The sequence below is a fragment of the Labrenzia sp. CP4 genome (assembly GCF_001579905.1).
Classification (GTDB): domain Bacteria; phylum Pseudomonadota; class Alphaproteobacteria; order Rhizobiales; family Stappiaceae; genus Roseibium; species Roseibium algicola.
The window spans coordinates 1,241,781-1,264,222 of sequence record NZ_CP011927.1 but is presented as its reverse complement, the minus strand read 5'-3'; the positions used below and the strand labels follow the sequence as shown (position 1 = coordinate 1,264,222).

At 60.2% G+C, this 22,442-nt stretch carries 23 protein-coding genes; 8 read left to right on the top strand and 15 right to left on the bottom strand.

The window, feature by feature from the left end:
* Positions 1 to 204 precede the first annotated feature (204 nt).
* The 5 genes from ACP90_RS05850 to ACP90_RS05830 form a co-directional block, all read right to left on the bottom strand.
* On the bottom strand, positions 205 to 1,572 hold the full coding sequence (locus ACP90_RS05850; protein ID WP_062487283.1) for a glutamine synthetase family protein: 1,368 nt from the start codon (positions 1,570 to 1,572) through the stop codon (positions 205 to 207).
* 123 nt (positions 1,573 to 1,695) lie between these two features.
* The gene (locus tag ACP90_RS05845) at positions 1,696 to 2,745 is read right to left on the bottom strand and encodes a TRAP transporter substrate-binding protein (protein ID WP_023003097.1); all 1,050 of its coding nucleotides are present in this window, start codon (positions 2,743 to 2,745) and stop codon (positions 1,696 to 1,698) included.
* A gap of 118 nt (positions 2,746 to 2,863) precedes the next feature.
* Positions 2,864 to 4,204 carry a TRAP transporter large permease subunit gene (locus ACP90_RS05840; RefSeq protein ID WP_023003096.1) on the bottom strand — a complete coding sequence of 447 codons (1,341 nt, stop codon included), beginning with the start codon at positions 4,202 to 4,204 and terminating at the stop codon, positions 2,864 to 2,866.
* Positions 4,204 to 4,800 (bottom strand): TRAP transporter small permease subunit, encoded by a 597-nt coding sequence (locus ACP90_RS05835; RefSeq protein ID WP_062487281.1) that lies wholly within the window; start codon positions 4,798 to 4,800, stop codon positions 4,204 to 4,206. Before ACP90_RS05835 ends, ACP90_RS05840 begins: the two co-directional genes overlap by 1 nt.
* Positions 4,793 to 5,563, bottom strand: a complete 771-nt coding sequence (locus tag ACP90_RS05830) for an N-formylglutamate amidohydrolase (RefSeq protein WP_062491399.1) — start codon at positions 5,561 to 5,563, stop codon at positions 4,793 to 4,795. Before ACP90_RS05830 ends, ACP90_RS05835 begins: the two co-directional genes overlap by 8 nt.
* Before the next feature lie 175 nt (positions 5,564 to 5,738).
* On the opposite strand from ACP90_RS05830, the gene ACP90_RS05825 reads away from it, so the two are divergent.
* The 8 genes from ACP90_RS05825 to ACP90_RS05790 all read left to right on the top strand — a co-directional run bounded on the left by ACP90_RS05825 (position 5,739) and on the right by ACP90_RS05790 (position 13,248).
* Complete coding sequence (locus ACP90_RS05825) at positions 5,739 to 6,608, top strand: MurR/RpiR family transcriptional regulator (protein WP_023003093.1); 870 nt, start codon at positions 5,739 to 5,741, stop codon at positions 6,606 to 6,608.
* A 225-nt stretch (positions 6,609 to 6,833) separates the two neighbouring features.
* Complete coding sequence (locus ACP90_RS28880) at positions 6,834 to 7,292, top strand: NUDIX domain-containing protein (protein WP_075281942.1); 459 nt, start codon at positions 6,834 to 6,836, stop codon at positions 7,290 to 7,292.
* Complete coding sequence (locus ACP90_RS05815; RefSeq protein ID WP_062487277.1) at positions 7,285 to 8,919, top strand: phosphotransferase; 1,635 nt, start codon at positions 7,285 to 7,287, stop codon at positions 8,917 to 8,919. The genes ACP90_RS28880 and ACP90_RS05815 overlap by 8 nt, the downstream gene beginning before the upstream one ends.
* A complete protein-coding gene (locus tag ACP90_RS05810; protein ID WP_062487275.1) occupies positions 8,912 to 9,802 on the top strand; it encodes a GAK system ATP-grasp enzyme in 891 nt (296 codons plus the stop codon). The genes ACP90_RS05815 and ACP90_RS05810 overlap by 8 nt, the downstream gene beginning before the upstream one ends.
* On the top strand, positions 9,799 to 10,899 hold the full coding sequence (locus tag ACP90_RS05805; protein ID WP_062487273.1) for an HprK-related kinase B: 1,101 nt from the start codon (positions 9,799 to 9,801) through the stop codon (positions 10,897 to 10,899). Before ACP90_RS05810 ends, ACP90_RS05805 begins: the two co-directional genes overlap by 4 nt.
* Positions 10,896 to 11,597, top strand: a complete 702-nt coding sequence (locus tag ACP90_RS05800) for a histidine phosphatase family protein (RefSeq protein WP_062487271.1) — start codon at positions 10,896 to 10,898, stop codon at positions 11,595 to 11,597. Before ACP90_RS05805 ends, ACP90_RS05800 begins: the two co-directional genes overlap by 4 nt.
* A 14-nt stretch (positions 11,598 to 11,611) precedes the next feature.
* On the top strand, positions 11,612 to 12,976 hold the full coding sequence (locus ACP90_RS05795) for a metallophosphoesterase family protein (protein WP_208993466.1): 1,365 nt from the start codon (positions 11,612 to 11,614) through the stop codon (positions 12,974 to 12,976).
* Positions 12,973 to 13,248 (top strand): amphi-Trp domain-containing protein, encoded by a 276-nt coding sequence (locus tag ACP90_RS05790; protein WP_023003086.1) that lies wholly within the window; start codon positions 12,973 to 12,975, stop codon positions 13,246 to 13,248. Before ACP90_RS05795 ends, ACP90_RS05790 begins: the two co-directional genes overlap by 4 nt.
* A 247-nt stretch (positions 13,249 to 13,495) precedes the next feature.
* On the opposite strand, the gene hypE is transcribed toward ACP90_RS05790, so the two are convergent.
* The 10 genes from hypE to ACP90_RS05740 all read right to left on the bottom strand — a co-directional run bounded on the left by hypE (position 13,496) and on the right by ACP90_RS05740 (position 22,412).
* Entirely contained in the window at positions 13,496 to 14,485 is a 990-nt protein-coding gene (gene hypE / locus ACP90_RS05785) for a hydrogenase expression/formation protein HypE (protein ID WP_062491397.1), read from the bottom strand.
* Between the two features lie 44 nt (positions 14,486 to 14,529).
* The gene (hypD, locus tag ACP90_RS05780) at positions 14,530 to 15,681 is read right to left on the bottom strand and encodes a hydrogenase formation protein HypD (protein WP_062487266.1); all 1,152 of its coding nucleotides are present in this window, start codon (positions 15,679 to 15,681) and stop codon (positions 14,530 to 14,532) included.
* On the bottom strand, positions 15,678 to 15,947 hold the full coding sequence (locus ACP90_RS05775; protein ID WP_062487264.1) for a HypC/HybG/HupF family hydrogenase formation chaperone: 270 nt from the start codon (positions 15,945 to 15,947) through the stop codon (positions 15,678 to 15,680). Before ACP90_RS05775 ends, hypD begins: the two co-directional genes overlap by 4 nt.
* Before the next feature lie 12 nt (positions 15,948 to 15,959).
* Positions 15,960 to 16,787, bottom strand: a complete 828-nt coding sequence (gene hypB, locus ACP90_RS05770; RefSeq protein WP_062487262.1) for a hydrogenase nickel incorporation protein HypB — start codon at positions 16,785 to 16,787, stop codon at positions 15,960 to 15,962.
* The gene (gene hypA / locus ACP90_RS05765) at positions 16,787 to 17,128 is read right to left on the bottom strand and encodes a hydrogenase maturation nickel metallochaperone HypA (protein ID WP_055656282.1); all 342 of its coding nucleotides are present in this window, start codon (positions 17,126 to 17,128) and stop codon (positions 16,787 to 16,789) included. Before hypA ends, hypB begins: the two co-directional genes overlap by 1 nt.
* Positions 17,121 to 17,579, bottom strand: coding sequence for a hydrogenase maturation protease (locus ACP90_RS05760; RefSeq protein WP_062487260.1), 459 nt, complete (start codon positions 17,577 to 17,579; stop codon positions 17,121 to 17,123). The genes hypA and ACP90_RS05760 overlap by 8 nt, the downstream gene beginning before the upstream one ends.
* Positions 17,580 to 17,786: 207 nt before the next feature.
* Complete coding sequence (locus tag ACP90_RS05755) at positions 17,787 to 19,229, bottom strand: Ni/Fe hydrogenase subunit alpha (protein WP_082809895.1); 1,443 nt, start codon at positions 19,227 to 19,229, stop codon at positions 17,787 to 17,789.
* 11 nt (positions 19,230 to 19,240) lie between these two features.
* Positions 19,241 to 19,810, bottom strand: a complete 570-nt coding sequence (locus ACP90_RS05750) for an NADP oxidoreductase (protein WP_055656289.1) — start codon at positions 19,808 to 19,810, stop codon at positions 19,241 to 19,243.
* Entirely contained in the window at positions 19,807 to 20,535 is a 729-nt protein-coding gene (locus tag ACP90_RS05745) for a 2Fe-2S iron-sulfur cluster-binding protein (RefSeq protein WP_062487256.1), read from the bottom strand. Before ACP90_RS05745 ends, ACP90_RS05750 begins: the two co-directional genes overlap by 4 nt.
* A complete protein-coding gene (locus ACP90_RS05740; protein WP_062491395.1) occupies positions 20,532 to 22,412 on the bottom strand; it encodes an NAD(P)H-dependent oxidoreductase subunit E in 1,881 nt (626 codons plus the stop codon). Before ACP90_RS05740 ends, ACP90_RS05745 begins: the two co-directional genes overlap by 4 nt.
* Positions 22,413 to 22,442 lie beyond the last annotated feature (30 nt).

Sequence of the window (22,442 nt, the reverse complement as noted above, 5' to 3'; positions counted from 1 at the left end):
TCTACGGACGGTTTGTTGAAAGTGGTTGGCTCCGATTTCTTGTTTTTCAGCACCCGCCTCCCTCATCCTGAGGAAGCGCGTGAGCGCTGTCTCGAAGGATGGGCCGCTTGTCCGGTGTGCCGCCCTTCCTTCGAGACGGACCTAGCGGTCCTCCTCAGGATGAGGGGCAACCAAGCAGCTTGCCTTCTAGTGCTTCATCGCCTCTTACGCCCGCTCGAAGCCGCGGGCAATCTCGTAATCGGTGACCACACGGTCGAACTCCTCCAGCTCCCATTCGGCGGCGCGGGAATAGTGGTCGATCACCTGGTCGGAGAACGCTTCACGCAGGAATTTCGACTTGCGCAGGGTCTCGCGGGCCTCGCGCAGAGTGTGCGGAATTTCCCTCGCCTTCTTGGCGTCGTAGACGTCGCCGGTGGTCGGAGCGTCGAGTTCCAGCTTCTCTTCCATGCCCTTGATGCCGGCAGCGATCTGAACCGCCAGTGCCAGATAGGGATTGAGGTCGGAACCGCCGATGCGGCACTCGACGCGAAGGCCCTTGGTGCCTTCGCCGCAGAGCCGGAAGCCGGCGGTGCGGTTGTCGACCGACCACACGGTCTTGGTCGGCGCGAAGGTGCCCTTCTGGAACCGTTTGTAGCTGTTGATGTAGGGCGCCAGGAAATAGGTATAGTCCGGCGCATACTTGATGAGCCCGGCCATGTAGTGGCGCATGGTCTCGGACATGCCGTATTCGCCCTTGGCATCCACGAAAACGTTGTTGCCGTCCTTGTCGAACAGCGACTGGTGCACATGGGACGAAGACCCGACGCGGGAATGATGCCACTTGGCAAGGAACGACGCGGAACGCCCTTTTGCCCAGGCAATTTCCTTCACCGCATGCTTGGCGATGGTGTGATATTCGGCCGTGTCGAGTGCCGGTGCATACTTGATGTTGAGCTCTTCCTGCCCGGCTTCGGCTTCACCCTTGGTGTTCTCTACCGGGATGCCGGCGGCATAGAGGTGATTGCGCACCGGGCGCATCACATCCTCTTCCTTGGTGGTCTGCAGGATGTGGTAATCTTCGTTGTAACCGGAAATCGGCTCCAGATCGCGGTAACCGCCCTTGCGCATGTCCTCAAAGCTTTTCTCGAACAGGAAAAACTCCAGTTCGGTCGCCATGATTGGCGTCAGCCCAAGTTCCTCCAGACGCGCGACTTGCGATTTCAGCATCGCGCGCGGGGAATGCGGCACTTCCTTGTGGGTGTGGTGATCGAGGATATCGCACATCACCATGGCCGTGCCTTCCAGCCACGGCACCCGCCGCAGGGAGGAAAGATCCGGTTTCATGACATAGTCGCCGTACCCGCCGGACCAGCTCGTCGCCGCATAGCCTTCGACCGTGTACATCTCCAGGTCGGTTGCCAGCAGATAGTTGCAGCAATGGGTCTCGTGATAGGCACTGTCGACGAAATGCTGGGCGTGGAAACGCTTGCCCATCAGCCGTCCCTGCATGTCGACGATACAGGTCAGCACCGTGTCGATCTCGCCGGATGAGACGAGAGACTTCAGTGCATCAAAGGTCAGGTTGCCAGGCATTTTACGGTTGTTCCAGGTTGAGCGGTCGAGAATTTAATTCCGGAAAATCCCGGTCCGGAGGGGTCGCTCCGGACCGGCAGATCTGACCGTGCCTGCCGATGGCCGGCACGGTCCGGGTTTCTATCAGGAATAGCGGTAAGGCCGGCCGGCCTTCTTCATGTCCTGATTGTACTTCTTGAAGATCTCCACGACCTTTGCCTTGGTCGGGGATTCAGCTGCGATTTCGTCCCAGAAGGCCATCGCGGCTTCTTCGACCGTTGCCCATTCGGCGTCCGGAATGGAGGTCAGCTCCATCTTGGTGCCGTTCACGCGCAGGTTGGCTTCACCGCCCCAGTACCACCACTGGCGATAGTAGTGCGACGCATCCATGGCAAGCTGCAGCATGGTCTTCAGGTGATCGGGAAGCTCGTTCCAGCGCTCCTGGTTGGCGAAGAACGAACCAGCCCACGCACCCGAGATGTTGTTGGTCAGGAAGTAGTTGGTCACATCCGCCCAGCCGACGGTGTAATCCTCTGTGATGCCCGACCAGGCAATGCCGTCGAGTTCGCCGGTCTGAACGGCAACCTCGATGTCTTCCCACGGCAGGGTGACCGGCACGACGCCGAACTGGCTCATGAAACGGCCGGCTGTCGGGAAGGTGAAGACGCGCTTGCCTTCAAGATCCTTCAGAGAACGGATCGGGTCCTTGGTGGCAAAGTGGCACGGATCCCAGGAACCTGCGGAAATGTGCTTCACGCCAACCTTGGCATATTCCTCTTCCCAGATTTCCTTCAGGCCGTACTGGTTGAACAGCACCGGCACGTCGAGGGAATAACGGGAAGCGAACGGGAAGTAGCCGCCGAAGACGGTGACTTCGGTCGGGGACGCCATGCTGTCGTCGTCCGACTGAACGGCATCGATCGTGCCCTGCTGCATGGCGCGGAACAGTTCGCCCGTCGGCACCAGCTGGTCGGCGGTGTAGAGCTCGATCACCATCTCGCCGTTGGCGGCCTTGTTGAAGGCATCAATATGCGGCTTGATCACGTGCTCGGCGAGCGCCGGACCGGCATAGGTCTGGAGGCGCCATTTGATCTGCGACTGGCCATGCACGGCCGGAGCCGCAAGGGTGGTCGCTCCAGCGGCGGCGGCAGTGCCGATACCGGCTTTTTTCAGAAACTCACGTCTGTTGGTCATCTCAAGTTCCCCTAAGTTTCACATTCAGCTAAAGCGGTGCGGCCGTTTTCCGGCTCTCGTAAGTCCGCGGTCCAACTCCGTTTTTCCTCCGGACGTTGTCTTCTTGTCCCGTTCCTCGCTACCTGCCGTAAACCAGATCCGGCAACCACAGGGCAATTTGCGGGAAAACCATGACGAGGACGAGCGCCAGGACCATCACCGCGACAAACGGCGTAATCGAACCGTAGATGTCGCGCATGCTGATTTCCTTGGGCGCCATCGCCCGCATCAAGAATAGATTGTAGCCAAAGGGCGGTGTCATGTAGGCGATCTGCGTGGTGATCGTGTAGAGCACCCCGTACCAGATCAGAACTTCGCCCGCCGGCATGCCCAGATCAAGGCTTGCGACCAGAGGCACGTAAAGCGGTGCCACGATGACCAGCATCGCCGTATCGTCCAGGAAGGTGCCCATCACCAGGAAGGACAGCTGCATCAGGATCAGGATCATCCACGGCGACAGGCCGAGCTGTTCGGTGAAGAGGCTCTCGATGGCCTTGACCGCGCCCAGACCGTCAAACACCGCGCCGAACCCGAGGGCGGCAAGGATGATCCACATGAACATGCACGAAATGCCGAGCGTGTTCTTCAGGCAAAGCTTCAGGATATCCCAGGTCATCCGGCGACGGATGATGGCAGCCACCAGGGCGGCCAGAGCACCAATGGCCGAGCTTTCTACCAGGCTGGTGTAGCCCTTGACGAAGGGCACCATCATCACCGCAAAGATGATGATCGGCAGGATGCCTGCCAGAAGCAGATGGTATTTCTCGTCCTTGGAGGCGTCGCGCTCTTCTTTCGTCAGCGCAGGGCCGAGTTCAGGTTGGATCTTGCAGCGGATCGCGATGTAGACGACGAACATGGCTGCCATCATCAGACCAGGAACGACCCCCGCCAGCCAGAGCTGGCCGACAGGAGCGCGCGCGATCATCGCATAAAGCACCAGCACCACGGACGGCGGCACCAGAATGCCAAGCGACGACCCGGCCTGGATTACCCCCGTGACCATCCGTTTGTCGTATTTTCGTTTGAGAAGTTCCGGCAACGCGATGGTCGCACCGATGGCCATGCCGGCAACCGACAGACCGTTCATGGCGGAAATCAGGACCATCAGCAGGATCGTGCCAATAGCCAGACCGCCATTGAGCGGGCCCATCCACACGTGGAACATCTTGTAGAGGTCGTCGGCGATCTTGGTTTCCGACAGCACATAGCCCATGAAGATGAACATCGGCAGCGTCAGCAGCGGATACCACTTCATCAGCTTCATGGCCGCGGAGAAAGGAATGTCGCCACCGCCAGTGCCCCAAAGGGCCAGAGCGGCGATTGCGGCAATGCCACCGATGGCGCCGAAAACGCGCTGCCCCGTGAGGAGCATCAGCATCATCGACGAGAACATCAGGAGAGCGATCATCTCGTATGACATCAGAGCGTCTCTCCCTTGATCAGGGCGATATCCTTGATGAATTCCGAGACGGCCTGCAGCAGCATCAAAACAAATCCAATGATCATTATGAGTTTGACCGGCCAGAGATAGGGCCGCCAGGCCGTCGGGCTACGCTCGATATAGCCGAGCTTTTCAGCCGCCGCGTCAGGACCACCGGTGACGAAGGAAACGAACAGGTCCCACCAGAAGCTGAGCGAGTCCTTGCCGAAATAGCCAAGCGAGTACGCCGTGGAATTCAGCGCGCCATAGAGCAGCACACCGAGATAGAACATCAGCAGCAGCACCGTGAAGGCATCGAACCAGGCCTTCTTCTTGGCGCTCCACTCGGCATAGAACAGATCCATGCGCACATTGGAGCCGAGCTGTATGGAATAGGGCCCGCCCAGAATGTAATAGGCAACCATCGCGAACTGGGCGACTTCCAGTGTCCAGAGCGATGGATTGAAGAAGGTCTTGGAGATCGACGACCACAGAAGGATCGCCGCCATGACGAAGACCCCCCACATGATTATCTTGCCGAGGCCCCGATTGAAGCCGTCGACAATGCAGATATAGACGCGGGCCGCCTTAAGCATGGGCTTCTCCCTGCGTCTGCCCGCCAACGGCTTGCGCGGCGTGCTCCAGCAGGGGCGCCAGAAGATCGCTCCACTGCGCTTCTTCTGCCGAGGTCTTCACTTCGTCGTTGCGGATTTCAATCATCAGGCAAGGCAGCTCGCGATCCTCGCCGTGCCGACGGATTGTATAATAGACACCATCGGACGGAGCGTACGGCTCGTTGTCTCCAACGGTCAGGCCACCCTTGGCCTTCAAGCCCTCCAGGACCGGATCGGCAAGACGCCGGTCCCTGTCGTAGATGAGGCCGATTTCCCAGGGACGGGACTGTCCCTTGTAAACCGGTGTGAACGAATGGATCGAGACCACTGCTGTCGGCAGCCCGCGGTCGAGCCGCTGGCTGATCACCTTGTCGATGGCGTCGTGAAATGGCCGGTGCGCAAGGTCCAGACGGAAGGTCTTCTCATCGGCCGACAGGTCCTGGTTGCCCGCAATCTTGGTGGTTTCGCTAAGGCACGGGATCAGGTCAGGCCGGTTTTCCTCGCGATTGCAGTCGATGATCAGGCGCGAGACAGTGGTGTGCACCAGCGGCGCATCAAGGCTCTTGGCCAGCCCCCTGGCAACGCCGAGCGCTCCCGGGTCCCACGCGATATGCGCAATCTTGTCCGCATCGGTAATCCCGAGCGATGTATCGTAGGGGGGCGGAAAGAAGTTGGAAGCGTGATCGCAGACAAAAACGAAAGGCCCCGCTCCCTCCGCATTTTCAACGGCGACAGCCCGAGTCATTCCTCCGGTCTGGGGATTCGAACCCATTCCCTACTCCCTGAAAGATCGGCCCTGCATTTTGTAATGTTTATTACAGGATTGCCGACTTAACTAACTTCTGTAATATTTGATACGCAGATTGCAGCGGCTGTCAAATGAAATTCAGTGCCGCGGACCGTCATAAAGGCCGACGCCCATGGAACGTCCACTTCTGGAAGATATTCGCGACCGTCTGGACGAATTTACCGCCACGGAAAAGAAGGCGGCGCATGCGTTGTTGGCCAATTACCCGATGCAGGGACTGGGCACCGTCGCCCAGTTTGCAGAGGCCGCGGGGGTCAGTTCACCCACCATCTTGCGCTTCGTCGGCCGCCTGGGCTTTCCCGGCTTCGCCGAGTTTCAGCGCAAGCTGCGCGGCGAACTGGAAAGCCAGCTGAATTCGCCACTCGCCCGCAGTGCCAACATGGAAGACGACCCGGTCGGCGACCCCCATGTCAGCCAGCTTCTGGAAAATGTGCGCGAGACCTTTGCCCATCTGCCGAAAGGTGAACTGACCGGCCTCGTCAAGCTGCTGTCGGACGAACGCAAGCATGTGCACCTGATCGGGGGCCGCTTTACCGATGGCCTTGCCCGCTATATGGCGGCACATCTGCGGATCGTGCGGGCCAACGTCAATCACGTCGCCGGCCAGCAGGGCAACTGGCTGGACCAGCTCATCGGCATCGGTCCGAAGGACGTTGTCGTCGTTTTCGATATCCGGCGCTATCAGGCTGAAATCATCCAGTTTGCCGAAGCCGCCGCCCGTCAGGGTGCCACAGTGGCCCTTGTCACCGATAGCTGGATGTCACCGGTCGGCCGCATCGCCACCTTCGTTCTGCCTGCCCGCGTTGCGGTCCCTTCCCCATGGGACTCCTCGCTGGCACTCATGGCGATTGCCGAAGTGCTCATCACCGGCGTCACCCGTGAGAACCAGAAGCGTGCCCAGGAGCGCATGCGCGCATTGGAGAAATTGCGCAACGACATCGACCCCTCGACAGAAGGTCGCGCCATGGGGCCGGATATCTGAGCGGGCCGGATATCTGAGCAGGCTGGAACCACTCGAAACCGTGAACAGTCGAAGATCGGTTCGCTCGCGGTGAGCGACTCACCTATACTCGCCCCATCACGGCCCTGCTGAAAGCCGAAGCGGGCCCCTGACAGAAGCTGCGCCAGCCGGTCTGGCAGGTCCCGAACCGGCAGGCCTGAACAGGGAGCGAGATCCATCGCAAGTGACGCGCCCCTAAAAGGTGCCGTGTTTCGGCCCGTCATCCGCTCAACACCAAGAGCCTTTATCCGCCGGGGTGACCGGCTGCTGGTGCAAGACAAGCGACACCCCGTCAAAGGCCGGTACTTCACTCTGCCCGGCGGCAAGCAGGACCCGGGCGAAACGCTTGAAGCCTGCCTGAAGCGCGAATGCGTGGAAGAAATCGGTGCCGCAATCACCGTGTCGCACCTGATGCATGTGGCGGAAGTTCATCGACGCAAGCAGGCCGCGAGAGAATATCAGCACCAGCTCGATTTCATTTTCGCTTGCAGCGTTGCCGAAGACTACCAACCGGTATTGGGACCACGCCCGGACCCCCATCAGGTCGGGACACGCTGGATAGGTTTCGACGAAGCTCAACAGCTACGTCCGCTTTATGTCACAAAACTGTTTTCACTTGGCTGTACGCGGGAGCCCGAAGTCTATCTCGGACCCCATAATGATTGATGCCCCAAAGACCATTCGGGAAAATCTCCGTTTTCTGTGCGCGGAAATCGATGGTCAGCTCATACAGCTTGAAGCCTTCTTCAAGGAACCGACGGCAGCGACGGCACGCCGGATCATGGACCGTGCCGGATACGCCCATAACCTGAAGAGCCGGATCCTTGCGGCCTGTGTCCAGCAGATGGCCGGAGCCAGAAAGAACGATCGCAAACATCTTACCCTGCGCAGCCTGGAGTTTGTCGCCACCGATCTTCAGCGCATCGCCAACCTGGTGCGCCAATCCTTGCGCCATGCAGAGCGCATCGAGACCTTTGCCACGCTCGAACCTGAACGTTATCCCGCGATTGTCAGTCGTGTCCGTCAAGGCATCGCCCGCATCGAGGACGCCCTTCTCAGCAGGGACAGTGAAAAGGCCATAGAGATCGGCCAGCTCCAGAACAAGATCGAGGCTGACTACCGCAAGCTCTTCAAGGCCTACACACGCGACATGCGCAACCCGGACCGGTTGCCGGCCGACATCGCCAACAGCCTGCTGGTCGCCAGCGAATTTCAGCGCATGGGCGAATCCCTGCGGGCCATAAGTGAAGCGCTGATTTCCGCCAACATCGGACAGGCAGTCAATTTCGAACGCTATTTCGCCCTGCAAAGCCTGATGTCGGACCTGGACACGGCCAGCGACGATGTCACCATCGAAACGATTGCCGAAACCAGGTCGGGAAGCTCCATCTCCGCCATCAAGGACAAGAAGACCGAAACAGTTACGGCCGTCTTCAAGGATGGCGACAAGAGCAAGGTCAAGGAAGAGCGCCAGGGGGTGAAAAGCTGGCATTCCATCTATCCAGGCCTTGCCCCGAAAATCCTGTCCTACCGCAAACGCGATCAGTCGGCAGCGCTCCTGATCGAACATTTGCCCGGACTGACCTTCGAGCACATCGTCCTGAACGAAGGCGACGCCCTGCGCAACCAGGCACTTGCCAGTCTTTCCCGCACGCTGAAAGACGTCTGGAAGCAGACGCGGACCGCAGAACCGGCGGATCTCGGCAGCATGCAGCAACTTTGCAAACGCCTTGGAGACGTCCGCAGGGTTCACCCGGAATTCAAGGAAACCGGCATCCATTTCGCGGGAGAAACCCTTCCCTCTCTCGACGCTCTGATCACCGAGGCAGCCGACCGCGAGGCAAGGGTCACCGCTCCCTTTTCCGTCTATATCCACGGCGACTTCAACGTCGACAACATCATCTATGACCCCGGCGAGAACCGGATCCACTTCGTCGACCTGCATCGCTCCCGCTACATGGACTACGTCCAGGACGTTTCCGTGTTCATGGTCTCGAATTACCGGCTTCAGGTGCTCGACAGGGAAACACGCCGGCGGATCAGCGATGTCTCTCTCGCATTCTACAAATCCGTAAGAGCCTTCGCCCGCAAGCAGGGTGACGATACCTTCGAATATCGGCTTGCCCTTGGCCTTGCCCGGTCCTTTGCCACGTCGACGCGGTTCATTCTGGATAAGTCGCATGCCCGGCGCATGTGGCTGCGTGCCCGCTACCTGATCGAACAGGCCTTGGCCTGCCCGCCTGGCGCCGAGGCCCGGTTCCGCCTGCAAATGAAGGAGATCTTCGTTGACTGACCTCAGGATCGGCGTTGTCGGCATACCCGGCAAATGGTCGACGGAAGTTCTGGCGGACGCCCTGGAAGCACAAACAGGTTTTCGCTGCGTGGTCGACATGGCCGACGTCGTTCTGGATCTGGAAGCCAGGGCGCTGATGGCCGGGCAGATCGATCTTTGCAGCCTCGACGGCATCGTGGTCAAGAAGATCAGCCAGACCTACAGCCCCGCAACGCTGGACCGGCTGGAGATGTTGCGCCTTGCCGAGGCCAGCGGCACCAGGGTCTTTTCCAGCACAAGGTCCATTCTCGGCCTGGTCAACAGGCTGAGCTGCACCGTGACCCTGGCCAATGCAGGCATTCCCATGCCAGCCACCTGCGTGAGCGAAAGCGAAGACGAAGCCCTGGCCGCCGTCCTGCGGTTCGGCAGTGCGGTGTTCAAGCCCCTGTTTTCGACAAAGGCTCGCGGCATGACGCTGATGGATGCCGCCGAAGGCGAAACAGCCCTCCGGCACAAGATTGCCGCGTTCAAGGCCGACAATCCGGTGATGTACCTGCAGAAGAAGGTCAATCTTTCCGGCAGGGACCTCGGCATGGTTTTCCTCGGCGGGTCCTATCTCGGCACCTATGCCCGCGTTGCCCAGACAAACAGCTGGAACACGACCATTCTTCACGGCGGCAAATACGAACCGTTCGAACCGGATGCCAACCTGATCGAACTGGCGCGCCGCGCGCAGGAACCGTTCGATCTCGACTTCACCACCGTGGATGTCGGCCTGACGGATAGCGGACCGGTCGTGTTCGAGGTCTCGGCCTTCGGTGGTTTCAAGGGAGCTCTGGAAGGCGCCGGCATCGACGCTGCCAAGCTTTACGCCAACCATGTAATTGAAAAGGTGCGCGGATGACCGGCATAACCGTCCAGGACGTTGTCGACGCTCTTTCCCCGGCTCGGGAAACGCGAAACTGCGATCCGGTGTGCCTCACGGTCGGCGGCCATGTGGTCGAGGTAAGATGCACCTCTTCGGCGCTTCTGGCCGAATTGCTGCGCTATTTCCAGCATGTGATTTCCGCACCGAGCGAACCGGACAGGATCGTCCATGTGCTTGGAACGTCGGAACTGCCCTTTGACCCGGAGTACATCGACTGGGAGCGGGAAACGGGAAAGTCCGGCCGCAAGGATGCGGTCTGCGACCTTGAAAACGGGCGCCTGATCCTGAAGGTCCGCACGGGTCTGCAGTTCCTGCAATCCCCCGACTGGGCGATCGCCTTTGGCCCTACGGACGATCACCCCAACCAGGTGATCAACTTCATCAACACCCAGTTTCTCAATCACTTCCAGCGGCAGGGGTGGGTCGCCTGTCATGCAGCGGCTGTCCGCACCCCCAACAGGGGGCTTGCGATATCGGGCCTTTCCGGCGGCGGCAAGTCCACCTCGATGTTGCGCCTGATGGAGCTCAGCGGCACGCAGTATGTCACCAACGACCGCCTTCTCGTGCGCAATGCCGGCAACAGCACCGATGCGCTCGGCATTCCGAAACTGCCGCGCATCAACCCGGGCACCATCGTCACCAACGCACGGCTGACCGGTCTTATCGACGAGGAACGCGAAGAGGAACTGCGCAACCTGGAACCGGACGAACTCTGGCACCTGGAAGAAAAATACGACCTCTTCATCGATGACATCTATGGCCCCGGGCGCATTTCCCACGATGCGCGCCTGACAGATTTCTGGGTGTTGAACTGGTCCCGCGACAGCGCCGACGCGACCGAAGTAAGCAAGACGGATCTGAAGGACCGGCCGGATCTTCTGTCGGCGATCATGAAGAACCCCGGCCCGTTCTACCAGACACCGCAAGGCCCGTTCTGGCCAATGAAAACACCGCTCGACACAGAGGCCTACCTGGGAGCGCTCGAAGGTGTTCAGGTGTGGGAAGTGAAGGGACTGATCGATTTCGACGCCCTTTTTGAAGCCGGTGCGGAGCTGCTGGGACAAACGCCATGACAGACCGCTTCGCCATCCTGGTGCGTCATGGCGCTTACTGTCAAAAACCGGACACGCCGAGTGCCCTGCAGCCCTATGGCCTGACCGATGCAGGCAAGATGCAGGCACAAGAACTTGGCGCCGAGATAGCAGACATCGCGCGGCAGGAAGGCATCCGGCTGGCACCGGAGATCTTGTGTTCACGCCAGCTCAGAGCCTGGCAGACGGCAGCGCTTCTTGGCCAGTCGCTTGGTGAAGTCCTCGGATCGGACTTCACGATCACCGAGGACGAAGCTCTTGCCGAACGCAGTGTCGGTGCCCTTGCCAACCTGACCTTGCGGGAAATCGAGCAGGTGATAGCAGACGATCCACGCACCGCCCCGCTGCCGGGAGACTGGAAGTCGAACAGCCACCACAGACTGCCGGTTCAGGGCGCTGAGAGCCTGATGGAAGCCGGACAGCGGGTGGCTGCGTTCCTGAATCAGAAGATGACAGATCTGGATGACGAGGCAGGACCCGGTGCCCGGATCTTCGTCGGCCACGGTGCTTCCATACGACATGCCGCCCATTGCCTGGGTGTGCTGACGTTTGACCAGATCTGCCAGCTCAGCATGCACCACGCGCGCGCCGTCGTCCTGAAACTTGAGAGGGACGGCACCTGGGTGCACCACCGGGGTGACTGGAAACTTCGACAGCCACTTGAAACCGCAACGGATTGAACCGGATTGCTGCCATGATGACCCATCTGCCACTGACCCCGCTTCTGCCGCCGATGGACCAGGCGGAAGCCATTGATCTCGGCCTGCCCGAAAGCTGTGTCCCCTGGCCACTGGCGCCCATCGGGAATCTGCCCCTCGGCCAGTTCACCACCGAAAGCAACCTTCCCGGTGTTGTCGGCAGCCTTGCCCGGGCAAATGCTCTTGGTCCCTGGGACTGGCCGGAAAAGCCGGTAATCTTCATTTCCGACCTGCATGCGGATGCGGAAAGCCTGTTGAGATCCCTGACGGCGGCACGTGCAATCCAGCGCAATGGAGATGGTCTGAGCGACTTTCACCTGACGCCCTTCGGCCGAAGCTGCCAGTTCATCATCGGCGGCGATTGCCTGGACAAGGGCCCCAGCAATCTGGACCTTCTCGACAGCCTCAGCGCGCTGCTGAAAACCGGCGCCGATGTCGTCATCCTCGCCGGCAACCACGACCTGCGGCTTTACCTCGGTCTCGAAGCCCTGACGGTCAAGCGCAGCTCGCTCAACGCCCATATGTTCGTTCGCATGGGCAAGAAGGTGATGCCGCTCTTGAAGGAAGTGCACGAGCGGTATGTCGGCAGCTCGGCCGACCTCGCCATGCTGCCCGACGAGGAAACCTGCCTGTCGCTGATGGTTCCGGGAAAGAAGTGGACCAGACAATTTCCGAAGGCAGCCTCACGCTATCTGAGTGACGCGGCCATCCGCAAGGAAATGCAGCGGCTTAAGAAGAAGGCGGACAAGTTCGCGGAACACGCCGCCGAAGTCGGCCTTACCATTCGTCAGCTGTATGCTGCCGCGCTCAAATGCCGGGAACTCTTCGTTGAACCCGGCGGACGCTACGCCTGGTTCTTTCAAAGCCTCAAGGCGGTGCATCAGAGCGGATCGCTGCTGTTCGTGCATGCCGGTATCGATGATCACATGGCGTCCCAGATTTCGGCAAAAGGTGTGGCCCACGTCAATCGCCGCTTTCGGAAGGAAAGCCGGAAGGATCCCTTCGTGTTCTACTCCGGCACCATCGCCAATCTGATGCGCACGAAATACCGGGATGTGGACCATCCCCTGACCGAAACCGGCGTAGACGATCTCCATTTTGCCGGCATCAGGATGCTGGTACAGGGGCACGTCAACAGGCACAGCGGACAGGAGCTGACGTCCAAGCACGGCCTCTTGCATCTGGAAGCGGACATCACGCTCGACCGGCATTCCAGAAGCTCCGAAGGTCTTGAAGGCATTGGCACCGGCGCCACGATCATCTGCCCGGATGGCAACATCGTCGGCATCAGCCGGGATTATCCCCACGCCAAGCTGTTCAATCCGGCGCACATTCTCCAGCAACACGGATTGTCGTCATGATGGAACGCAAGGGCCGTTTCCGGCACCAGTCCCTGCAGGACAGGAAATCGATCCAGAAACTGCTCGACGCCGTCAAGCGTGGCATCGCCAAGGGCGAGCTGCAATTCGGTGACGACACTGGCGAGATTACCCTGCACCCGAAAGGTCTGATGGCCATCAGGGTGACAGCCACCACGGAAGACGACCAGTCCCGCCTGGACCTGCGCATCACATGGGCCAACGACGGCCAGGACAAGAAGGACAATGGCAAGCTGAAGGTAAAGGGCGGATAGGCCAAGCCCCGAGAACCGCTTGCCCCTTCACCGTCATTCCGGACAAGGAAGGCGCAGCCGCCCGCAGATCCGGAACCCGGTCATGAGCCGCGCTGCGAACGCGTCCTCTCAAGTCCCTGGCTGAGATAACAAAGCAGCCTCTCCTGGAGGAACACAAAGGCCGGTGTGTACCGGATCTCGTCCTGGCTGCGCCAAACCGGGATGCCAAGCATCGGATTGGGAAAGAGCCTTGGGGCCAATGCGGCCCTCAGCAGATGCGCGGCAGCTGCTCACCCGAGAGCCAGTCGACAACACGGGAGCCGCCGAAGCCGGTCTTCATGACCACCATGCAATCGGCGTCCTCCACGATTTCGCCGATCTTCGCAGCATTCTGCCCCAGCGGGTGTGCCTTCATGATCTCCAGCAACCGGTCTGCATCAGACGCCTCGCAAATGCAGATCAGCTTGCCTTCATTGGCAACGTAAAGCGGGTCGAGACCGAGCAGCTCGCAGGCCCCTTCCACGTCCGGGCGAACGGGGATCTCACCCTCATCGAGCATCACGCCAACCTTCGAAGCATGAGCGATTTCGTTCAGCGCAGTTGCCAGTCCACCCCTGGTCGGATCCCGCAGAACCGAAATGCCCGGCACCGCGTCGACCATCGAACCGACGAGGCCATGCAGCGCTGCACTGTCGGACTGGATTTCGGTTTCGAAGGTCAGGTTTTCCCGTTTCGACAGGATGGCAACACCATGATCGCCAATGGTACCGGACAGGAGAACCGCCTGACCTGGCTTGGCCGCAGCGGGAGAAATCGAAACGCCTTCCGGCAGAACGCCAACACCGGTCGTCGTGATGAAGACCCCGTCGCCCTTCCCCTTTTCAACCACCTTGGTATCGCCGGAAACCACCGGCACTCCGGCTTCACGGGCAGCGCGCGCCATGGATATGACAATGCGTTCCAGATCAGCCAGCGGGAACCCTTCTTCCAGTATGAAGCTCGCGGTGAGCGACACTGGCCTTGCACCAGCCATGGCCACGTCGTTCAAGGTCCCATGGACCGACAGAGATCCGATATCACCACCTGGAAAGAACAGCGGCGAGATCACATGGGCGTCGGTCGACATGACAAGGCGCCCTGGCGGCACTTCGAGCACCGCCGCGTCATGGCCCTGGTCCAGGATTGTATTTTTCAGATGCCGGTGAAACAGGTCCTCGATCAGGACGGACATGGCCCGGCCGCCGCCCCCATGGGTCATATCGACAGCACCGGTACGGAATTTTGCCTGCGGATCGATGCTGGTCACGCCGCGGCTCCCTTGGCGGCGGCCATCGCCTCGCGCTTGCGGCCATAGGTCCAGTATGCGGCGCATGCACCTTCAGAGGAAACCATGCAGGCCCCCATCGGATTGTCCGGCGTGCAAACCGTGCCGAACAGCTTGCATTCCGTCGGTTTCTTCACGCCGCGCAGGATCGCGGGACATTCGCAGGATTTGACTTCGCGCGACTCCTTCGGGCTGAGCGCAAAGCGCTCTTCGGCATCGAAGTCGACATAGGCTTCTCGGATTTTCAGGGCACTGTCAGGAACATAGCCGAGCCCGCGCCATTCAAAGGTCAGGCGCAACTCCAAAACGTCGTCAACCAGCCTTTGGGCCTTGCGATTGCCTTCCTTCGTGACGACCCGGGTGTACTGGTTTTCCACTTCATGCCGGCCTTCGTTGATCTGGCGGATCAGCATCAGGGTCGACTGCATCACGTCGAGCGGCTCAAAGCCGGCAATGACGACCGGTTTCCTGAAGTCCCGCGCCGCCGGTTGGTACGGCGCCCAGCCGATGACCGAGCTGACATGAGAAGGCCCAAGGAAACCATCAATCTTAACCGGCGGCTCCCCTGGCTCTGCCGGAGCGTTGACGATATGGGCGATGGCAGGCGGTGTCAGAACGTGATTGCAGAAGACGGAGAAATTCTTCAGGCCTTCCGCCTTTGCCTGCAGGATCGCGACCGCCGTTGGCGGCGTCGTCGTCTCAAAGCCGATGGCGAAAAAGACCACCTGCCGTTGCGGATTTTCGCGCGCAATCCGTAGCGCATCCTGGGTCGAATAGACCATCCGGATATCGGCGCCTTCGGCCTTGGCCCGGATCAGGCTCTTCTGCTTGGTGCCCGGCACCCGCATCATGTCGCCATAGGTGGTCAAGATCACATTCGACTTCAGTGCCAGCTCGATCGCATCATCAAGACGCCGTACCGGCAAGACACAGACCGGGCAGCCCGGCCCATGCACATACTCGACATTTTGCGGAACCAGATCCTGCACTCCGTAACGGAAAATGGCGTGAGTGTGCCCACCGCAAAATTCCATCAGATGGTAGCGTCGGTCCGGATCAGCTTCCTGCCGGATTGCAAGGGCAAGCTTTTGCGCCAGTTTGCCGTCCCGAAATTCCTTGATGTATTTCATGCGCCCGTCCCCACCACCGGCTTGCCCGCCATCTCCTCCAGCTCCTCGGCAAGAACACCGGCTTCCGCCATAAGCTGAAGGGTCCGTTCGGCTTCCTCCTCGCTGAGCTTGTGCAGGGCATAGCCGACATGGACGAGCACATAGTCGCCAACGGCAACCTCCTCCAGGAGAGCTGTCGAGACCGGTTTCCGGATCCCTTCCAGAGCGACGGTTGCCATGTCGTCGCTATCGACGGAAACCACCCTTGCGGGAATGGCGAGACACATGACGGAGAACTCCTATTCCGCAGCAAGGCCGCGTGCGTGCGCTGCCTGCATCTTCAGGGCACCGTCCAGCCAGACTAGCCAGCTGTCCAGGCCACCGCCAGTGCGCGCGGACACTTGCAGGACCTGGATCTTGTGATTGACCCGTCGTGCATTCCGGATCGCCGCGCCGACGCAGAAATCCACATGCGGCAGAAGGTCGGTCTTGTTGAGGATCATCAGGTCGGCGTTGGCGAAGATATCGGGGTATTTCAGCGGCTTGTCCTCGCCTTCCGTCACCGAAAGGATCACCACCTTGAAGGCTTCGCCGAGATCGAATGCCGCCGGGCAGACCAGGTTGCCGACATTCTCGATGAAAAGCACGCTGCCTTCGTCCAGCGGCAACTTCTCCAAGGCATGACCGACCATATGTGCATCCAGATGGCACCCCTTGCCGGTGTTGATCTGAATGGCAGGCACTCCCGTTTCCCGGATCCGCTCGGCATCGTTTGACGTCTGCTGATCGCCCTCGATGACCGCAGCCGGGGTCCTGCCCGCCATCCGCTTCAAGGTTTCGACAAGCAGCGTTGTCTTGCCGGAGCCGGGGCTTGAGACAAGATTGAGTGCCAGAACGCCTTTTGCGGCCAGCAAGGCACGATTGTTGTCCGCATAGGAATTGTTCTTGCCAAGAATATCGGTTTCGATCTGGATCAGTCGCGCCTGGCTCATGCCCGGAACGGAAACGCCGGCATCCCCTTCGCCAAAATGGACATGACCTGCGTCATGTGAATTGGCGTGTCCATGGTGATGGTGATGCTCATGGTCATGTTCGTGAGACCCGCTGCAACCGCATACCGTACACATCACACCACCTCCAGTTCCCGGATCTTCAGCTCTTCCCCACTGACAACCTGCAGGGCTTCCGAACCACATTCCGGGCAGCAATCGAACCGTGCGTTCACCTGCACGGTCTTGAAACAGGAAAGACACAGAGCCTCGGCTGAAGGCCTGGATATTTCCAGAATGGCGCCTTCGGCGAGTGAGCCCCGCATGACGACGTCGAATCCAAATTTCAGCGCCTCTGGTTCGACGCAAGACAGCGGTCCGATGTCGACCGCGACCCGCTTCACCCGGGTAAAGCTATCCTTCGCCGCCTGATCCTTCAAAATGTCGAGTATGCTCTCGCAAAGTGACATTTCATGCATGGGCTGCCTCCCTCTGCTGATCTGCCTTTTGCAGCCACTCCAGCAAGAAAGCCTCGGCTGCAGCCAGATTGGCAGTTGCCTTGTCGGACAGCCCTTCCTTTACCTCACCAAATTCATAGCCGGAGATACCAAGCACGAAGGCTTTCGGTCGGGCGCCATAAAGGGTATCGCAAAGCGCCAGAACAGTCTGCGGAACCAGGCTGTGGCTGCCGAGCACTTCCGGTGCACCCGGCGCGATTTCCCGGAACGAATAAGGTCCCGCGGCACCGATCTCCGCGTCAACGAAGATCACCACATCGTGCTCTGAGACCGCCAGCGCATGTTCGGCGACGAGCTGATAATCGGTATCGACCTCCAACCCCGGCAATCCGCGCGCGGCGATTGCCTCGGACAAGGCCGGCCCAAGCCCGTCATCGCCCCGCCCGGGATTGCCATATCCGATCAGAAGCATGAAGACGTCCTCTCTTCAGAGTTCCTACAAAAACCCTTTCCAGCGTCATCCCGGCCAAGCGCAGCGCGAGCCGGGATCGGGGAGGCACAGATTTCTCGGCAATTCATTTCCCGAAAGAGAGTATCGAACTCGCCGATCCCGGATCTCCGCTTTGCTGCGTCCGGGTGGACGATCTGAGAGGCTGTCATATCGTCGAACCTCCCACGCTCACACACACTGCGTCCGGCTGTCGACCAACGCGCCATCCGCATTGAACAGCTCTACCTGCAGCGGCATCTGACCGAGAGCGTGGGTGGCACACGAAAGGCATGGATCATAGGCGCGGATCGCGACTTCGACATGGTTGAGCATGCCCTCGGTAATCTGCTCCTTGCCGGAAAGATGCTTGACCGCGACATCCTTCACCGCGCGGTTCATGCCCTCGTTGTTATGGGTCGTGGAGACGATCAGGTTGCAATAGGTCACCTGGTCATGTTCATCGACCTTGTAATGGTGGATGAGGTTGCCACGCGGAGCCTCGATCACCCCGATACCTTCCTCGCGCCGGTCCCCCTTGGCAATCAGGTCCGTCCCTTGCAGATCCGGGTCGTTCAGAAGCTCCCGGATCTTCTCCACACAATGCAGAACCTCGATCATCCGCGCCCAGTGATTGGCCAGCGTGGAATTGTTCGGCGTACCGCACGTCACGGCCTTGAGGTCTTTCAGAGCGGCATCGGCAAGAGGCGTGTCGATGAAGGCAGCCGTGTTCATGCGCGCCAGCGGCCCGACCCGATACCAGCCGACATCCGGACCAAGCGTCGTGATGAAAGGGAATTTCATGTACGACCAGGAGCGCACGTCCTCGACAATCAGCTCGTGATATTTCGTGTAAGGCACCTGATCGAAGATCATGTCTCCGGTGGAGCTGAGAGCCCGCAGGTTGCCGTGATAGAGATCAAGCGCCCCGTCGCTCTCGCGCACCAGTGACATGTAGTTGGAGGGGAACGAACCGAACTCGGCGACCAGGTCTTCATGCTCCAGTGTGTAGTTCCTGGCGAGTTTCACCGCATCCAGGGACCATTCGATCATCTGGTCCACCGAGGCAAGAAAATGATCCCGCCGTTCAATGGGCAGGTTTCGGTTGATACCACCGGGAATGGCGCCGGTGCCGTGCACCTTCTTGCCTGCCGTCGCCTCGATGATCTCCTGCCCGTATTTGCGCATCAGGACGGCGCGCTTGCCGAGTTCCGGATTCTCCTTGATCACCTCGAAGATGTTGCGCTTTTCCGCAGGCGCACCGAAACCGAACAGGAGATCGGGCGCTGCCAGGTGGAAGAAGTGCAGCACGTGGGACTGCATCACCTGGCCGTAATGCATCAGCCGGCGCATCTTTTCCGCCGTCGGCGTCAACTGGTCGACACCGGCGATCATGTCCATGGCTTTCGCTGCCGCCAGATGGTGGCTGACAGGGCAGATGCCGCAAAGCCGCTGCACGATCACCGGCACTTCCCACATCAGCCGGCCTCGAATGAACCGCTCGAAGCCGCGGAATTCGACAATGTGCAGCCGGGCTTCATCCACCTCGTTTTCCGCATTGAGGTGGATCGTCACCTTGCCGTGGCCTTCCACGCGGGTGACGGGAGAGATTTCAATCAGTCTGGGTTCAGTCATCGCCATCACCCTCAGTCGAACTTGATCATTTCACGCTCAAAGCCCCGGAACTTGCCGGTCAGCAGCTTGGAAAGCGTGTCGAAGATGATGTCCCCACTGGGTGCACAGCCGGGGATCTGGTAGTCGATCTCCACCACCTGGGAACACGGATAAACCTCGTCCAGAAGCAGCGGCAGAGCCGGGTCGTTGGGCACGTTGTGGGTCGTGTTGCGGATGTATTTGCCGGTGATATACGCCTCGTCCAGGCATTCGCGCAGCGGCGCGTCGGAATGCATGATCGCGTTGCGCATAGCCGGCAGCCCACCCATGATCGCGCATTGGCCGAGCGCAATCAGCACATCGCAGTTGCGCCGGAAGTCATGCAGCACATGCACGTTTTCCTCGTTGCAGCAGCCGCCTTCGATGATGCCGATGTCGCACCGCTGGGTGAAGCGCTTCTTGTCGGTAAGCGGCGAGCGGTCGACATCGACAAGCTGCATCAGCTCGATCAGGCGCTCGTCGATATCCAGGATCGCCATGTGACAGCCGAAACAGCCGGCAAGAGAAGCGGTCGCGATCCGGGCCTTGGGCAGCTCGCTCATTTGCGCTTCTCCTCGATGTCGTGACCGATCAGGCCATGATCGAATTCCCGCTCGCCGATGGGAACGGCGAAGCCGACGCGCTTGCGGATGATGCAGCCAACCGGGCAGACTTCCGCCGAAATCGCGTGATCGGTCACCTCGGCATCGGTATCCGCAAGGTTCTCGCCGTTGACCGCGACCCGACGATGAATGCCGCGGCCGACATAACCGAAGATGCCCTTGCCATCGACGTCCTGGGAGGCGCGAATGCAGCGCCCGCAGGAAATGCAGCGGTTGGTGTCGAGCGCGATGTCGGGATGGGAGGCATCCAGCGCCCGGCACGGTTCCAGATAGGGAAACCTGGTGGCTTCCGTCATGTCGAGCCGGTAGGCCATGGCCTGAAGCTCGCAATTGCCGCTGGCTTCGCAAATGGGGCAAAGGTGATTGCCCTCATGGAACAGCATTTCCACGAGATCACGGCGCATCTTGGTCAGGCGCGGTGTCTCGTTTTCCACCGCCTGCCCCGGCGCCGCCGGCTGGGTGCAGGCGGCAACGCTGCGCCCGCCCGCCTTCACCGTGCAGACCCGGCAACTGCCCTGATGGCGCAGGCCTTCGTGGTCGCACAGGCGCGGGATATAGACCCCGGCCTCGTCAGCCGCTTCCATGATGGTCTGGCCCGCGTAGGCGGTGATCTCCACCCCGTCGATGGTGAAGGTGAAGCCGGTCTCTCTCTTCGTGCCGCTCATTGGGTGAAATCCTTGTCGAAGATATAGGAGCGGCGCTTGGCGATCTTGCGTGCCCCGTCGATGGCCGACTGGATGTCGAACGTATCGCGGATGCCGTCCTTGCTCGGCTTGATCACCGCCGAATAGACCAGCGGGAAGTTCTTCAAGGTGGTGAGAACCGGGTTGGGAGACGTCATCCCGAGACCGCAACGGCTGGTCTCGATGATCGTACCGGAGAGGTCCTTGAGGTAGTCGATGTCCTCCGGGTTCGCGAGGCCCTTGCGGAACTTCTGGATCGCCTTCTGCAGGAAGACATTGCCGACCCGGCAGGGCGTGCAATAGCCGCAGCTCTCATGCACGAAGAAGGACATGTAGTATTCGACGATTTCCAGAACGTTGCGTTCGCCGTTGAAGACGATGATCGCCCCGCCGGTCGCAAGGTCGTCGAACGTCAGTTTGCGGTGAAAGCTGTCGCGGGCAATCATCGTGCCGCTCGGTCCGCCAACCTGAACCGCGGCGGCATCCTCGCCGCCGACCATCGCCAGCAGTTCCCGGACCGTGTGTCCGTAAGGCAGTTCATAGATACCCGGGTTCAGGCAATCGCCACAGACGGAGAAGAGCTTGGTGCCGTGCGAGCCTTCCATGCCCATGGCATTGAACCATGCCGCCCCCTTGTCGAGAATGCGCGCGGCATGACAGAAGGTCTCCACGTTGTTGACCAACGTCGGATAGCCGAGATAGCCGCGGTTCACCGGGAACGGCGGCCGCGTCTTGGGTTCGCCCGGCAGGCCCTCGCAAGAGCTGATAAGCGCACCTTCCTCACCACAGATGTAGGCGCCCGCGCCAAGCTGCAGGCGGATATCGAAATCAAAGCCCTTAACGCCCAGAATGTCCTTGCCGAGAAGACCGCGCCGGCGTCGTTCTTCCAGCACCTGAAGCAGAAGCTCGCGCAGATAGACATATTCACCGCGCAGATAAAGGATGCCCTCGCGCGCACCGACAGCCCTTGCCGCTATAGTCATGCCTTCGATCAGGAGATGCGGCCGTTCGGTCAGGAGAACGCGGTCCTTGAAGGTACCCGGTTCACCTTCATCGGCATTGCAGATGACGAAGTGCTTCTCGGCACGTTCACTGGCCGCGAACCGCCACTTGCGGCCGGTGGTAAAGCCTGCGCCGCCACAGCCGCGCAACCCGCTTTCCTCGATCGCGGAGATGATCTGCGTCGGTGTTATCGTGGCCGCCTTGGCAAGGCCGGCATCTTCTGGAACAGGCCCCAGCAGCACTTCACCCGCATGGCGGATGTTGTTGTCGACCATATGCAAGGCGCGTTCGGATGGTGTCAGCGCCTCGAACCGCTCGCTGATCAACTGCTCCGGGCTGCGGCCTACCTTCAGCGCCTGCGCGGCGCTGCGCGCGGTCTCCGGCGTCAGTTTCGTCAGGACGATGTCGTTGACCATCGCGGCCGGTGCCTGATCGCACATGCCGATGCAAGGAGTGTATTCCAGCGAAAACGCACCGTCGTTGCTGGTTTCGCCGATTTTGAGCCCAAGCTCCTCTTCAAAAACACAGGCAACCTCTGACACCCCGGAGAACCGGTCGACGATATCGTCACACAGCCGAATGGTGACCCTGCCTTTCGGCGCCAGGGAGAGGAAGGAATAGAAGCTGGCAACGCCCTCCACCTCGATCCGGGTGAGACCGGTAGAGGCGGCAACATGGTCCATGGTGGCCGGGGCGATGCAGCGGTAGCGGTCCTGCACCTCGCGCAGGATGTCGAGCATTCGGTGCTTTTCGTTGCCGAATTGCGCGCAGATCGCTTCGATCTCTTCGGCAGGAACAGGCGCGGTTCCGCAGATGGCCGTGGAGACCCCGTTCCCGGTCTTGTGCCCGTTGTCCATGGCCCCTCCCTCCTGATACCCAAAGCAGTT

Excerpts from the sequence above, each read along its gene's own strand:
- hypB (WP_062487262.1), bottom strand. The coding sequence starts at position 16,787 with ATGTGTACGGTATGCGGTTGCAGCGGGTCTCACGAACATGACCATGAG.
- ACP90_RS05840 (WP_023003096.1), bottom strand. The coding sequence starts at position 4,204 with ATGTCATACGAGATGATCGCTCTCCTGATGTTCTCGTCGATGATGCTG.
- ACP90_RS05825 (WP_023003093.1), top strand. The coding sequence starts at position 5,739 with ATGGAACGTCCACTTCTGGAAGATATTCGCGACCGTCTGGACGAATTT.
- ACP90_RS05795 (WP_208993466.1), top strand. The coding sequence starts at position 11,612 with ATGATGACCCATCTGCCACTGACCCCGCTTCTGCCGCCGATGGACCAG.
- ACP90_RS05805 (WP_062487273.1), top strand. The coding sequence starts at position 9,799 with ATGACCGGCATAACCGTCCAGGACGTTGTCGACGCTCTTTCCCCGGCT.
- ACP90_RS05830 (WP_062491399.1), bottom strand. The coding sequence starts at position 5,563 with ATGACTCGGGCTGTCGCCGTTGAAAATGCGGAGGGAGCGGGGCCTTTC.
- hypD (WP_062487266.1), bottom strand. The coding sequence starts at position 15,681 with ATGAAATACATCAAGGAATTTCGGGACGGCAAACTGGCGCAAAAGCTT.
- ACP90_RS05750 (WP_055656289.1), bottom strand. The coding sequence starts at position 19,810 with ATGAGCGAGCTGCCCAAGGCCCGGATCGCGACCGCTTCTCTTGCCGGC.
- ACP90_RS05800 (WP_062487271.1), top strand. The coding sequence starts at position 10,896 with ATGACAGACCGCTTCGCCATCCTGGTGCGTCATGGCGCTTACTGTCAA.
- ACP90_RS05755 (WP_082809895.1), bottom strand. The coding sequence starts at position 19,229 with ATGACTGAACCCAGACTGATTGAAATCTCTCCCGTCACCCGCGTGGAA.
- ACP90_RS05815 (WP_062487277.1), top strand. The coding sequence starts at position 7,285 with ATGATTGATGCCCCAAAGACCATTCGGGAAAATCTCCGTTTTCTGTGC.
- ACP90_RS05760 (WP_062487260.1), bottom strand. The coding sequence starts at position 17,579 with ATGCTTCTGATCGGATATGGCAATCCCGGGCGGGGCGATGACGGGCTT.
- hypA (WP_055656282.1), bottom strand. The coding sequence starts at position 17,128 with ATGCATGAAATGTCACTTTGCGAGAGCATACTCGACATTTTGAAGGAT.
- ACP90_RS05835 (WP_062487281.1), bottom strand. The coding sequence starts at position 4,800 with ATGCTTAAGGCGGCCCGCGTCTATATCTGCATTGTCGACGGCTTCAAT.
- ACP90_RS05745 (WP_062487256.1), bottom strand. The coding sequence starts at position 20,535 with ATGAGCGGCACGAAGAGAGAGACCGGCTTCACCTTCACCATCGACGGG.
- ACP90_RS05775 (WP_062487264.1), bottom strand. The coding sequence starts at position 15,947 with ATGTGTCTCGCCATTCCCGCAAGGGTGGTTTCCGTCGATAGCGACGAC.
- hypE (WP_062491397.1), bottom strand. The coding sequence starts at position 14,485 with ATGACCCATGGGGGCGGCGGCCGGGCCATGTCCGTCCTGATCGAGGAC.
- ACP90_RS05740 (WP_062491395.1), bottom strand. The coding sequence starts at position 22,412 with ATGGACAACGGGCACAAGACCGGGAACGGGGTCTCCACGGCCATCTGC.
- ACP90_RS05850 (WP_062487283.1), bottom strand. The coding sequence starts at position 1,572 with ATGCCTGGCAACCTGACCTTTGATGCACTGAAGTCTCTCGTCTCATCC.
- ACP90_RS05790 (WP_023003086.1), top strand. The coding sequence starts at position 12,973 with ATGATGGAACGCAAGGGCCGTTTCCGGCACCAGTCCCTGCAGGACAGG.
- ACP90_RS05845 (WP_023003097.1), bottom strand. The coding sequence starts at position 2,745 with ATGACCAACAGACGTGAGTTTCTGAAAAAAGCCGGTATCGGCACTGCC.